This is a genomic window from Acinetobacter sp. TTH0-4 (assembly GCF_015602665.1).
In the GTDB taxonomy this organism is placed as follows: Bacteria; Pseudomonadota; Gammaproteobacteria; order Pseudomonadales; family Moraxellaceae; genus Acinetobacter; species Acinetobacter albensis.
This window is the reverse complement of record NZ_CP059079.1, coordinates 2,652,299-2,665,563: the sequence shown is the minus strand read 5'-3', so window position 1 is coordinate 2,665,563 and position 13,265 is coordinate 2,652,299. Positions and strand designations below refer to the sequence as shown.

Sequence of the window (13,265 nt, the reverse complement as noted above, 5' to 3'; positions counted from 1 at the left end):
AATTGTTCGGCTACAGCTTGAAAGTTCGTGGTTCAATACCGAATTGTCGATATTGCTTAAACTTTTTACGCCCCAGTTGTTTGGCCGCTTCGTTATTTTCAATAATTTCTATAATGTGAACAAATTTATCAATCTGTTCAAGCGCTTGATTGTTAAAATTAAACACAATCCAATCTGCTTGTTCAGGCAGTCGAGAGGAAATGCAAACCGTGGCCTGCTCTTGGTCAATGCCGTGTGGAATAAAACTACGGGCATCAAAAGTCCACAACTGTTCATCAAGTTGCTGCTGCAATTCTGGATGGTCGCAATAAAGCCAGATACGTTCTGATTTCTTCAAAATCTTACGGCATAAACGGCAAGTACTTTCCACTTGCCGTTCATTGCTTTTTTCAAATAAATAAAAGCTAACTTTAGCCATTTGCTTGTGCACGATTGGCTAAAAATTGCATCAATAAGGGTACAGGACGACCTGTTGCACCTTTAGCCGCACCTGAGTTCCATGCTGTTCCTGCAATATCCAAATGTGCCCAGCGATACTCACGAGTAAAGCGTTGCAAGAAACAGGCAGCAGTCACAGCACCTGCTTTAGGACCACCAATATTGGCAATATCTGCAAATGGAGAGTCTAACTGTTCTTGATAATCATCGATCACTGGCATACGCCATACGCGGTCAAATGAGCTTTGTCCCGCAGCCTGAATTTCAGTAGCAAGTTCATCATCTGGTGTGAACATACCCGTGAGAACTGAACCTAAAGCCACTACGCAAGCACCTGTTAATGTTGCGATATCAATGACTAAAGCTGGTTTATAGCGTTGGATATAGGTCAAGGTATCACAGAGTACCAAACGACCTTCTGCATCGGTATTTAAAATTTCGACAGTTTGTCCACTCATGGTCGTCACAATGTCACCTGGACGTGTCGCATGACCAGAAGGCATATTTTCAGCGGCTGCAATTGCACCCACAACATGAATGGGCAATTTTGCTTCACAGAGTGCACGCATGGTGCCTAATACAGAGGCAGCTCCACACATATCATATTTCATTTCATCCATACCAAGACCGGGCTTCAGTGAAATACCACCTGTATCAAAAGTTACACCTTTCCCGACAAGCACAATCGGAGCTTGTTCAGTTTGAACTTTATATTCAAGTGTGATTACACGACCTGGGCGGTCTGATCCTTTGCTCACGGCCAGAAAGGCATGCATGCCTAAATCTGCCATTTGCTGTTCGTTAATCACAGTCACTTTGAGTAGCTCAGGATATTCTACGGCCAAGGCTTGCGCTTGCTCAGCCAAATATTCAGGGAAACAAATATTACCCGGACGATTTCCTAAATCTCTTGCCCAACTTTGACCTGTTTGTACTGCATGAATTAAGTTGAGTTGTTGCGGATTTAAAGCACTATCGGTTGAAATAAGATGAATCGTTTCAAGAATACAGTGATTTTTCTTCGATTTGTATTCATCAAAAATATAATTGGCTTGCGTTAAAGCCATAGCAAATAAATAATGTTGTTCAGATGTTAGTGCAGAGATATCAATACTGATCTGTTTGAATTTTTTTTGTGACGCTTTGATAATACTTTGTGCAATTTTTGCTAATTTGGCTGGGGAAAGATCGTTCGCTTTATCGATACCCATGAGTACAGTATGATTACAATCAGCAACTTTGCCGATCAGTGTTAGGCTTTCAGTTAAGCTGCTTTTAAATTGTGCAGCCTCTATTATAGTGTTTAAATCATTGATTTTATAAGTAGAAGCAACCTTTTGTAAGTGCTCAGAATCCACTAATATCAACAAATATGGACTAGACGTATTCTCTTGAAATGACGTATTAATTGTGAGTTTCATGTGCTGTCTTCGTGCCTTTGAACGTTTGCAAACCATTAAACCATTGAAACATTTATATGAATAGAGTTTCAATGCACAACAGCAGTATAGGTTTTATATTTTCAACATTCGGGTAAACTAACACTCGTTTTTATTAGCCTCTTTTTTGGAAGAATTAATTTGATTATTCGGCGTTATCTGGTCAAGCAAGTGGTGTCTACATCCTTGGTTGTGATTGCCTTATTGACCTTAATCATGATGGGTGGTCGACTGATCAAGTACTTTGGCGTTGCAGCGCAAGGGCGTTTAGATGTCAGTATTTTGTTTAGCATTATTGGCTATCGATTGCCTGAGTTTTTAACGCTTATTCTTCCACTGGGCTTTTTTATTGGCTTAATGTTGGTGTTTGGCCGTTTGTATGTCGACCATGAAATGGCGGTTCTCAATGGAAGCGGGGTGAGTCGACATCAGTTGGGGCGCTTATTGATTCCCATCACCGTTGTTTTTTTGGTTGTACAAGCGGTATTAATGATCTGGATGTCACCTTGGGGAATCCGTCAATTTGAAGCACTCACCACCAATCAAGCGGTGCGGACGGGTTTTGACTTGGTTCGACCTAAAGAATTTATTTCCTCTGGCCCCTATACGATTTATGCTGGCGATTTGTCGGAAGATCGGCGTAATTTAAAAGATGTCTTTTTTTATCAGCGTGCTGAAAAAGCGGATAAACCGGATGTAATGATTTTGGCCAAAGAAGCTACTCGCGTAGAAGTGGCCAATGAAACTGCCAGTATTGTCGATTTGGTGGAAGGACGTCGTTATGAAATTTTTCCCGGTCAACCTAAATATACACAAGCAGAATTTCAGTCTTATCGTTTACGTTTAGAAAGTGATAGTGAAGCCAAGTTTGAAAGTGCAGAAGTTGAAGCCCTGCCTATCTCCAAGCTATGGAGCAATCGCGATGATGCAGTCGTGGCTAGTGAATTAGGTTGGCGTATTTTTGTTCCATTTTCTCTGATTGTGGCCTTGGCTTTAGCGCTGGCGCTTTCCGAAGTGAGTCCTCGTCAGGGACGTTATTTAAAACTTTTTCCTGCCTTACTTATTTTTGCCAGTTTAATTGTGGCCTTAATGGCGGTAAAAACACGAGTTAGTAAAGATGAAATGGGTATTGCAGCTTATCCATTGGTGTTGGCGGTCTATGGAATAGCAGCAGCTTTGTTTTCGAGAAAACAAAAACTTGCACCTAAAATTAAAAAGCGCATTCAACAGGTGAGGTCATAAAATGTTAGCACGTCGAATAGTCGCCAAACATGTGACCAAAACCACAGCATTAGCCATGTTAGGTGCAACAGCGGTCTTATCGGTGTTACAAGTCCTGTTTACTTACTTGGGTGAATTAGGCGCTTTAAATGAGAATTATAACGCATGGCAAGCCTTACTCTATGTAATGTGGGGCGCACCTCGATATTTATATGAAATTTTACCGATTGCTGCACTGATTGGAGCGGTACTTGGTTTGGGCACCTTGGCATCCAATAGCGAATTGGTCATCATGCGCTCAATCGGGATTAGCTTGTGGCGTATTGTGGGTTGGGTCATTCGTTCTGCTTTAATTTTAGTGATTTTATCTTTTGCACTGAGTGAATGGGTGATTCCATACACTAACGAACAAGCCAAAGGCGTTAAAGATCACCGAAGTGTAAATGCACTAGGTGAAGTCAAAGGCTATTGGACCCGAGAAGGGCAGCGTTTTATTTATATTGATTATGCCAATGCTCAAGGGCAGCTTAAACACGTTCAAGTGGTCGATTTCGATGAAGGTTATCATTTAAAAGGCGTGCTTAATGCTGCGCAAGGTCAATTTGTAAAAGATGGTGATTGGAATCTAGAACGTGTATCGCAAGTTGATATTTTGCCTCAAGGTAATGCAACTTTGGTCAATGCTGCACAACTTCCGCTTTCACTGGCGTTGCAACCTAAATATGTACACATGGTCACGATTGATCCAGAAGATTTATCACCTAGTCAATTGATCAGTTTTATGAGCTATATGGAAGAATACAGTCAAGTGCCTAAAACCTATAAACTCGCATTTTGGCAAAAAGTGGCTTCGCCATTTGCCTTAATTGCGTTAGTGGTCATTGCCTGTTCATTTATTTTTGGCCCATTGCGTCAACAATCGATGGGCTTTCGTTTGGTGATTGCATTGTTTATTGGTTTAAGTTTTTTCTATTTACAAGATTTTTTGGGTTATGCAAGTTTAGTTTATTCGCCTTCACCGGCGTGGTTTGTGTTTGTACCCATTATTTTAATGATGTTGGTTGGCGGTTATTTACTGCGCCGTGCGCGTTAGAGTTAGAGTTAGAGTTAGAGAGCTTTATATAGAATGCCGAGATTAGTTTGGACTAATCTGTAGATAGAGTCTTCACCGAAAATTCGGTAAGATATTCACCATGAAATTGTAAACAAAGAGTATTGATTATGGCGGATGCAACTGCTGGCAAAATTCCTCACGTATTGGTCATTATGGATGGTGTGGGGCATCGTGAAGCGGTCAAAGACAATGCTTTTTTAGCTGCGAAACGACCGAATTTAACAGCTATGCAAAACAAGCATCCCCATAGTTTAATTTCAGGTTCAGGTGAAGATGTCGGTTTGCCAGATGGTCAGATGGGCAACTCTGAAGTGGGCCATATGAATCTGGGTGCAGGTCGCGTGTTGTATCAAGATTTTACCCGCATTACCAAAGATATTCGTACCGGTGCTTTTTTTGAACATGAAGTTTTGATAGATGCTGTAGAAAAAGCCAAAGCTGCGAATGCTGCGGTACATATTTTGGGTTTATTGTCGCAAGGTGGCGTACATTCACATGAAGACCAAATTGTGGCGATGTGTGAGTTGGCATTGAAACGTGGTGCAAACGTCTATCTACATGCCTTCCTCGATGGTCGTGATACGCCACCGAAAAGTGCTCAACCCTCACTGGAAAAATTGGATGCGATTTTTGCCCAATATCCAGGGCAAGGTCGCATTGTTAGTATGATTGGTCGTTATTTTGCGATGGATCGTGATAACCGTTGGGATCGTGTTGAGCAAGCTTATCGTTTACTGACTGAATCTGAAGCAGCACATCATGCAGCTTCAGCAGTTGAAGGCTTAGAACAAGCCTATGCTGCTGGTGAAAGTGATGAATTTGTCAAAGCCACGCGTATTGGTGAGGCGGTTAAAATTCAAGATCAAGATAGTGTTGTCTTTATGAATTTTCGTGCTGACCGAGCTCGTGAAATCACCAAAGCTTTTGTTGAAAAAGAGTTTGCAGGTTTTGAGCGTAAAGTCATTCCAGAATTATCTAAATTTGTGATGTTGACTCGTTACCAAGCGACGATTGATGCACCTGTAGCTTATATGCCTGAAGCGTTGAAAAATTCGATTGGTGAATATTTATCAGACTTGGGTAAAACTCAACTGCGAATTGCCGAGACGGAAAAATATGCGCACGTTACGTTTTTCTTTAGTGGTGGTCGTGAAGATGAATATCCAGGTGAAAAACGTATTCTGATTCCATCCCCCAATATAGCGACTTACGATTTAAAACCAGAAATGAGTGCTTATGAGGTCACCGATGAATTGGTGGCTGCGATTAATTCATGCGAATTTGATTTGCTGGTGGTCAACTTCGCCAATGGTGATATGGTAGGACATACGGGTGTGTTTGATGCAGCAGTAAAAGCAGTAGAAGCAGTCGATACCTGTTTGGGCCGAGTATATGAAGCAGTGATGGCACAAAAAGGGCATATGTTGGTTACGGCTGATCATGGTAATGTCGAGCAAATGCAGGATTATCAGAGTGGTCAAGTGCATACGCAACATACGACAGAATTGGTGCCATTCATTTATGTGGGGCCGACGTCTGCAACGATTGCTGAAGGGGGTATTCTTGCTGATGTGGCACCGACTTTATTAAGTCTGATGCATGTTCCTGTACCAGCAGAAATGCAGGGTCGCAATTTGGTGACTTTAACAGCATAATTTTTGTGATAACCATAATGTGATAACCATAAACAGGTAAAAGAATGGTCTTACGACGCTGCAATTTTATTGTCACCCTTACCCTGCTCATGCTGTGTGGAGGCCATTCTGTTTTTGCCGCTGAAAAAAATCAATCTGTTTTAGATTTTGATGATGAGATTAACGATAACTATGCTGAAGTTCCTGTGGAGTCAATTCAGCAATTTGTTCAAATCTACAGTATTGTCAAAGACAATTATGTGGATACAAAAACGGATGATGTATTATTTCAACAAGCGATTAAAGGTTTGGTCAGTGGTTTAGATCGTTACTCACGTTATTTAAGCGCGGAAGACTATAAACAATTGGTGCAATATACCGAAGGTGATCTGGCTTCTGTAGATTTTGGTTTGAACTATGACCAACAGTCACATCAATGGATGATTCAGAGTTTGAACGCTCATGCTGATTCTGCTAAGCAAGGCTTACGTAATGGGAACAGCATTTTTAAAATTGATGGGCAGGAGTTAAAAAAACTCAATCATGACCAAGTGATGAGCTTATTGAACGGTTCGATTGGTTCGACCTTAAGCCTGCAACAGAGTTCAACCAGTCAGCCTATCAGTTTGGTACGTAATAAAAAAATAGAAACCGACATTCAAGCTCATGTTGTGCATAATCAGGTTCTGGTCATTAAAGTAAAAGTTTTTCAGCAAGATACTGCCAATGAAATCAAACGCTTAATTGAGGAATACTCTTCTAATCGTATTAAAACGGTCTTGTTAGATTTGAGGAATAATCCAGGTGGTTTACTCTCAGCTGCAGTTGAAACGGCAGATTTGTTTTTAAATCAAGGTGTTATTGTTTCAACCAAAAGTCGTTCTGAAGGTGATCAGCAGTTTCAGGCCTTACCCAGTTCTGAGTTTCAAAATTTAAAAATAGGCATTTTAATCAATGGTCGTTCGGCATCTGCTGCTGAAGTTTTTACTGCGGCTTTAAAAGAGCATGGACGTGCTTGGGTAGTGGGTGAAAAAAGTTATGGAAAAGGTGTAGTACAAAAGCTCTTTCCGTTGCCAAATGGTGCTGCTTTACAAATGACGGTATCGCACTATTACACTCCAAAGGGCCAAATGATTGAAGGAGTGGGTATTCAGCCCAATCAAGAATATCTTCTACAACATGACACCAAAGATGAAAATTATCTGGAACACGTTGCAGAAATTATTTTAAATCATTAATAAGAATATTATTCGTCTTCTGTATCAAGTCCGAATTTTTTTAAACGGTATCGTAACGAGCGAAAGGACATCCCCAGTTTCTTGGCGGCCACGGTTCTGTTCCAGTGCGTTAAGTTCAAGGCATTGAGTAAAATATCTTTTTCAATATTTTCTAAATAAAGCTCTAAACCTTCTTCAGGCAGCTTTTTACCAGAAAGTGTGCTTTCAGTACGAGGTAGAACAATAGATTCCTGTAGATCGACTGGATTCATTCTTGGATAACGTAAAGGTGCACTTTGTAACTGAGATAAATCAATTTTTTCATCATCACTTAAAGTGATTGCCCGTTCAATGATATTGCGTAACTCTCTGACATTTCCTGGATAATATTGCTCCAGTAAAAATTTCTTTGCGCGTTCAGTGAGCTGTTTGGCAGGAATTCCCCATTCCTGACTAATTTTTTGAATAAAATGATGCGCGAGTAAAATAATATCATCGCCACGCTCACGTAGAGGAGGAAGAACTAAATCCATCACATGAATACGGAAAAACAAATCATGTCGAAACTTGCCTTGCTGTACCAAAGCTTCTAAATCCTGATGACTGGCGCTAATCACGCGAAAATCAACATCAATTTCATGTTCTGAACCCACTGGACGTATGCGCTTTTCCTGCACCGCACGCAGTAGTTTGACCTGCATGTTCAGCGGTAACTCTGCAATCTCATCTAAAAATAGGCTGCCGCCATGTGCCGACTGAATCAGCCCTTGTTTGTCTTGTGTTGCACCTGTGAAACTCCCTTTTTTGTGTCCAAAAAGCTCACTTTCCATCAGTTCTGTAGGAATCGCACCGCAATTAATGGCAATAAAAGGGCCTTCATTACGATTGCTGAGGCGATGCACCAGATTAGCAATCACTTCTTTTCCTGTTCCTGATTCACCAGTAATAAAGACAGGTGCTTGAGAACGAGCTATTTTATTTAAAGTGATTCTTAATTGTTGAATAGGAAAAGATTGTCCAATTAACAACCGTTGTTCTAAACTGTCTTGTTTGGTTTGAAGCTGTTCGATGGGTTTGTTAAATGCTTTTTGTAAAAGTTGTTCTAAATGTTTCTGATTAATAGGTTTACTGACAAAATCAAAAGCACCTGCTTTTAATGCAGCAATTGCGATATCCATGTTGCCATAGGCGGTCAGGACTGCAACAGGCAATGAGGGCATTTTTTGCGTAATCCACTCGACCAGTTGAATGCCATTGCCATCGGGCAAGTTTAAATCGGTTATACATGCATCGTATTCATGTTCGCATAACCGCTTTTTTGCTTGTTCAAGACGATATGCAATATGCGTTTTGATGCCCATCCGTGATAAAGTCATTTGCATCAGTGTACATAAATCTTCTTCATCATCCACGATTAAAACAAGTGGTTGTCGTTCCACAATTATCCCCCAGCAATATTTATTTATAAAGATTCATTTAAATTGGCATTGAGGCATTCTATTTGAAAACATGCCCCTTGTTCTTGTTGTACATAGTCCAGTTTGGCATCATTTGCTTCGCAAAAACTATGTGATAAATACAATCCTAAACCAGTTCCTGTGATTTCGGTACTAAAAAAAGGTTGAAATAAATAGGCCTGATCTTTTGAAGCCACGCCCTGACCAAAATCGCGCACATCAATGCGAATATGACTGCCATACGTATAAATATTCAGTTCAATATAGGGATATTCGGGGGAGTTGTGTCGAATAGCATTGCGAATCAAATTAATTAAAATTTGACGCAGTTGTGCTTCATCAAAAATAATCGAGATTTTGCTTTGGATGGTACAACGAATTTGTGTTGCAACATCGGATAAATCTTCTTGAATAAATTGAGAAATAAACTGATTTAATTGAATTAGAGTCGGAAAAGTTTCTTTATTACGCACCATTGTTAGGGTGTCTTGTATGATTCGATCTATACGTTGCGCTTGTTTCGCAATCATTTGACTTAAAAGCCTTTGCTGCTCAGGATCACTGTCAAGAAAGAGTTCATTGGCCTGAGCGATGGCTGCTAAAGGATTACGAATTTCGTGGGCAATACTGGCGGATAACTGGCCTAATGCGGCTAATTTTAATTGTTGAACTCTTTGATTAAGTTTACGTGCATCTTGAAGTACCAAGAGGGTGAGGATTTGATGAGGAACAATTAATTTTTGTACTTCAATGTGTATCGAAAAAAGGCTGAGTTGCGATTCAAATTGAAATTTTTCACCATTTTTAAGCTGATCAAATTTGAGTAGTTCAAATAAATCAGGTTGTACTTTGATGAGGGGATATTTGTCATAAACATAAATTTGGGCAATTCCCAATAGTGTACAGGCGGCAGGATTACTCAATACGATATTGCAGTTTTCATCCAGCACTAAATAGCCCAATTCAATTTGTTCTAAAATATAGCGATTTAGATTTTGTAGTCGTTTTAATTCTAAAGATTGAGAAAAATTTAAATTTTCTAGAATTTGAAAACGTTTTACCGCGACTTGACCACTGCCATAAACCATAAAAAATAGAAAAGCCAATAAAGCGCTGTTTCCAATTTTATTGAGCGAGGAGAGATCAAATAAACTGCCTAAAAAAAGCTGATAAACCACACTGATGACAGCAATTAAGGTAATGATCAACGCTTTTTGGGCATCGAGCAATACGGAAGCGGCAAAAATAGTAATGACAAAAATAAGGCTTAAATGTAGGTTGGGGCCATCTAAGGCTAAGGTCATTAAACTTAAAGCGACCACATCAACCACGAAAAGCAGTGTCAATTGAAGGGGTATTTTATATTTTAAATTTTTAAGCGAAATCAGTTGGATAAAACTGATGGCCACATAAGCCATCAACACATAAGAATAGAATTGGGGGTATTGATAATCTGCATTTAAACTGGGATAGGTCAGTAAAAAAATCAGTAAAAGACATGTCGTGATAATGAGTCTGTATGTCGTATACCAAATGGCCAAATGGTATTGATTTAACTCAAAACTATAATTTTTTTGTATCATGCATGTCTTCTAGCAAGCCCAATTTAAGGCATTATTAAGGTTTAATTAAGCCATAACGAATTGCTAAATGAGTCAGCTTTACATCGCTATCTAAACTCAATTTTTCAAAAATACGATAACGATAGGTATTTACGGTTTTCACACTCACAAACAGTTTATCAGCAATTTCTTGTGCACTAATACAATTTACCACCATCATCGCCACTTGCATTTCTCGCTCAGATAATGCATCAAAAGGGGATTGCTGGGTATCAGAAAGATATGAGCTGGCCAGTTGTTCGGCAATATCTGCACTAAAATATTTACCTCCTTGCATGACTTTATTAATGGCACGTACCATTTCTGTTACGGGTGCACCTTTGGTGATATAGCCTTTAGCACCTGCTTTTAACAATAATGAGGGATAAGGTTCTTCAGCTAAACCACTGACTGCCAAAACTTTAGTTTCGGGCGCCGTTTGTAATAAACGTCGGGTCGTTTCAACACCGCCAATACCAGGCATATTGACATCGAGTAAGACCACATTTGGATGATACTGACGAACCAAGGTAATCGCTTCTTCTCCAGATTCAGCCTGACCCACCACCTGAACACCTGAATGGTCTTCGAGCATACGGCAAATTCCAGTACGGACTAATTCATGGTCATCTACCACTAAAACTGTGATCACCTAATTCTCCTTCAAATAAAAAAAAGCATCTTTTTTGTTACATAAAGCAAAATAAGCTTGCAATGAAATGACAAAATTAGCAATCCTATTCTATCTTTAAATGAAATGTTGAACACAAAGTTGCATGCTTAAAAAATATTCATCTTTGTGTTTAAATGTAAGGCATATTTGAGGTAATACACAAATGTATCTTACCTCCCTGAGTTGAGTAAACCAAAGTGAAAAATTCAAAAAAATCTTTAATGCATGTGCTGGGTGTATCGATCTTGCTAAGTGTGAGTTCAACTAGTTTTGCAGAACTGATCATGGACGCTCCCGGGGGGACCGGTCAAGCAGCACTAAGTTGGTCATCGGAAGATGCACAACAGTTGCTTAATGGTGATGTTTCGGCACTGGTAGAAGAGGTTTCGCCACAAGGTTCGACCAAAATTACCACTTCTGTACGCAGTTCTAATGGTGTAGTAACCCAGTTAGCACCCAAAACAGTCCAGATTTTAAGTAATTCAGGTTACAGTAATCAACCTCAGGTCAATGCTCGTGCAGCATTGGTGATGGACTCTCAAACAGGTGAGGTGTTGTATAGTAAAAATTCAAATGCAGCTCTACCGATTGCATCTATTACCAAGTTGATGACGGCTGTGGTGATTGCAGATGCACGTTTAAATATGTCTGAAGAAATCACCTTAAAACAAATTGATTTTGCTGGTGCAGGCGGTAAAAATTCCAGTTCAACGTTGCGTGCTGGCGATTCAATGAACCGTGCAGAAGCTTTATTGTTGGCTTTAATGAAGTCAGAGAATCCCGCAGCGGCTGCTCTCGCTCGTACTTTTCCTGGTGGTCGAAGTGCTTTTATTGCGACTATGAATGCTAAAGCCAAATCTTTAGGCATGAGTTCAGCCCATTATGTTGAGTCTACGGGACTTGATCCGCATAATATTGCTTCTGCACGAGATTTAGGTATTTTAGTAAGTGCGGCTTATCAGTATGGTCTCATTCGTCAATTTTCAACGACACCGAGTTATGATTTTAATTTAGGTTATCGTGTATTGAAATCAAACAATACCAATGCTTTAGTACGTAATGGTGGCTGGAACATTAATATTTCAAAAACAGGATTTATCAATGAAGCAGGGCGTTGTGTGGTGATGCATACCACTTTGAATAATCGTCCTGCCGTTGTAGTCTTACTCGGTGCTTCTTCCTCTCAAGCACGTACCAATGATGCAACGCGTTTAATGGGTTGGGTGACGCAATTACCAAAGCGTATCTAATCAAATCATTTCAGTTTATTTATAAAAAAAGCCTCACAATTGCGAGGCTTTTTTTGATTTGGATACAATCGAAATTATTGGTCCATATTAGAAAGAATTGAAGTTTTTACATCATTCATAGTGGCATCAATGGTTAGCATAACTGCATCAGAACACTGTTTAATTGCAGTATCTGGATCCTTCAAACCATTTCCTGTTACGGTACAGACAATAACAGAGCCTTCAGCAATTTTACCTGCTTTAATATCACGGATTGCACCTCCGATAGAAGCAGCAGAAGCAGGTTCAACGAATACACCTTCATACATTGAAAGTAAGCGTTGTGCTTCTAAAATTTCACTGTCTTTTAATTCATCAAACCAACCTTTCGAATCGCGTACGACTGCTTTGGCATGGTTCCAGCTTTGCGGATTGCCGATACGAATCGCAGTTGCGACTGTTTCAGGATGTTCAACAGGAGCGCCACGTAAAAAAGGTGCAGCACCATCGGCTTGATAACCCACCATGATAGGTAAGCGTTCAGGTTTAGGACCGGTAAAAGCATCGGTTGCCACATCATAAATCACTTGTTCAAATTGATCAGCAGGTTGATTGGCTACCGCTTCGGTATAACCCATCCAGTGTGCAGTGATATTACCTGCATTACCGACTGGTAAGCAGTGATAATCAGGCGCACGACCTAAAGCTTCAAAAATTTCATAGGCAATGGTTTTTTGACCCTGCAAACGATACGGATTGATAGAATTTACAATCGTTACAGGAGCTTGATCTGCAACTTCTTTGACCAGACGCATGCCATCATCGAAGTTACCACGAATTTGCATGGTGATTGCACCATACATCATCGCCTGTGCCATTTTACCCATGGCAATTTTACCTTCTGGAATTAAAACAAATGCTTTAATGCCTGCGCGTGCAGCATAAGCAGCAGCAGCAGCAGAAGTATTACCAGTTGAGGCACAGATAATCGCTTTAGAGCCTTCTTCCACGGCTTTGGTCACAGCCATGGTCATGCCACGGTCTTTAAATGAGCCCGTTGGATTTAAGCCTTCGTACTTCACATAAATTTCAACATCTTTACCAATAATACGTGGAATATTCTCAAGCTTAATCAGCGGTGTATTACCTTCACCTAATGAGATAGCACGAGTAGTGGCAGACACGGGTAAACGGTCGCGATAACGGTCAACTAAACCAGTATAACGATTGGCATTCGACATG

General features: G+C 40.2%; 11 protein-coding genes. 5 read left to right on the top strand and 6 right to left on the bottom strand.

Features of this window, described 5'->3' with window-relative positions:
• Nucleotides 1–10: 10 nt before the first annotated feature.
• Nucleotides 11–418 (bottom strand): DNA polymerase III subunit chi, encoded by a 408-nt coding sequence (locus H0S58_RS12430; RefSeq protein WP_193889662.1) that lies wholly within the window; start codon nucleotides 416–418, stop codon nucleotides 11–13.
• Complete coding sequence (locus H0S58_RS12425; protein ID WP_193889664.1) at nucleotides 411–1,859, bottom strand: leucyl aminopeptidase; 1,449 nt, start codon at nucleotides 1,857–1,859, stop codon at nucleotides 411–413. The genes H0S58_RS12430 and H0S58_RS12425 overlap by 8 nt, the downstream gene beginning before the upstream one ends.
• A gap of 159 nt (nucleotides 1,860–2,018) precedes the next feature.
• Between H0S58_RS12425 and lptF the strand changes: the two genes are divergently transcribed.
• The 4 genes from lptF (at nucleotide 2,019) to H0S58_RS12405 (ending at nucleotide 7,084) form a co-directional block, all read left to right on the top strand.
• Nucleotides 2,019–3,119: an LPS export ABC transporter permease LptF gene (gene lptF / locus H0S58_RS12420; protein ID WP_193889666.1), complete on the top strand. Its 1,101-nt coding sequence runs from the start codon at nucleotides 2,019–2,021 to the stop codon at nucleotides 3,117–3,119.
• Nucleotide 3,120: 1 nt separating this feature from the next.
• Nucleotides 3,121–4,191 (top strand): LPS export ABC transporter permease LptG, encoded by a 1,071-nt coding sequence (gene lptG, locus H0S58_RS12415; RefSeq protein WP_193889668.1) that lies wholly within the window; start codon nucleotides 3,121–3,123, stop codon nucleotides 4,189–4,191.
• 128 nt (nucleotides 4,192–4,319) lie between these two features.
• Nucleotides 4,320–5,867 carry a 2,3-bisphosphoglycerate-independent phosphoglycerate mutase gene (gene gpmI / locus H0S58_RS12410; protein ID WP_193889670.1) on the top strand — a complete coding sequence of 516 codons (1,548 nt, stop codon included), beginning with the start codon at nucleotides 4,320–4,322 and terminating at the stop codon, nucleotides 5,865–5,867.
• Between the two features lie 89 nt (nucleotides 5,868–5,956).
• The gene (locus H0S58_RS12405) at nucleotides 5,957–7,084 is read left to right on the top strand and encodes a S41 family peptidase (RefSeq protein WP_411164412.1); all 1,128 of its coding nucleotides are present in this window, start codon (nucleotides 5,957–5,959) and stop codon (nucleotides 7,082–7,084) included.
• Between the two features lie 8 nt (nucleotides 7,085–7,092).
• Here the strand turns inward: H0S58_RS12405 and H0S58_RS12400 are convergent, their stop codons facing one another.
• The 3 genes from H0S58_RS12400 to H0S58_RS12390 are packed head-to-tail and all read right to left on the bottom strand — an operon-like array spanning nucleotide 7,093 to nucleotide 10,773.
• Entirely contained in the window at nucleotides 7,093–8,505 is a 1,413-nt protein-coding gene (locus H0S58_RS12400) for a sigma-54-dependent transcriptional regulator (RefSeq protein ID WP_195727620.1), read from the bottom strand.
• A gap of 20 nt (nucleotides 8,506–8,525) precedes the next feature.
• Nucleotides 8,526–10,103 carry a sensor histidine kinase gene (locus H0S58_RS12395; RefSeq protein WP_195726667.1) on the bottom strand — a complete coding sequence of 526 codons (1,578 nt, stop codon included), beginning with the start codon at nucleotides 10,101–10,103 and terminating at the stop codon, nucleotides 8,526–8,528.
• Between the two features lie 34 nt (nucleotides 10,104–10,137).
• Nucleotides 10,138–10,773, bottom strand: a complete 636-nt coding sequence (locus tag H0S58_RS12390) for a response regulator (protein ID WP_053578965.1) — start codon at nucleotides 10,771–10,773, stop codon at nucleotides 10,138–10,140.
• A 218-nt stretch (nucleotides 10,774–10,991) separates the two neighbouring features.
• Between H0S58_RS12390 and H0S58_RS12385 the strand changes: the two genes are divergently transcribed.
• Complete coding sequence (locus H0S58_RS12385; protein WP_053578964.1) at nucleotides 10,992–12,044, top strand: serine hydrolase; 1,053 nt, start codon at nucleotides 10,992–10,994, stop codon at nucleotides 12,042–12,044.
• 74 nt (nucleotides 12,045–12,118) lie between these two features.
• Here H0S58_RS12385 and thrC read toward each other — a convergent pair whose 3' ends face one another.
• Nucleotides 12,119–13,264, bottom strand: coding sequence for a threonine synthase (gene thrC, locus H0S58_RS12380; protein WP_195726666.1), 1,146 nt, complete (start codon nucleotides 13,262–13,264; stop codon nucleotides 12,119–12,121).
• Nucleotide 13,265: the final 1 nt, after the last annotated feature.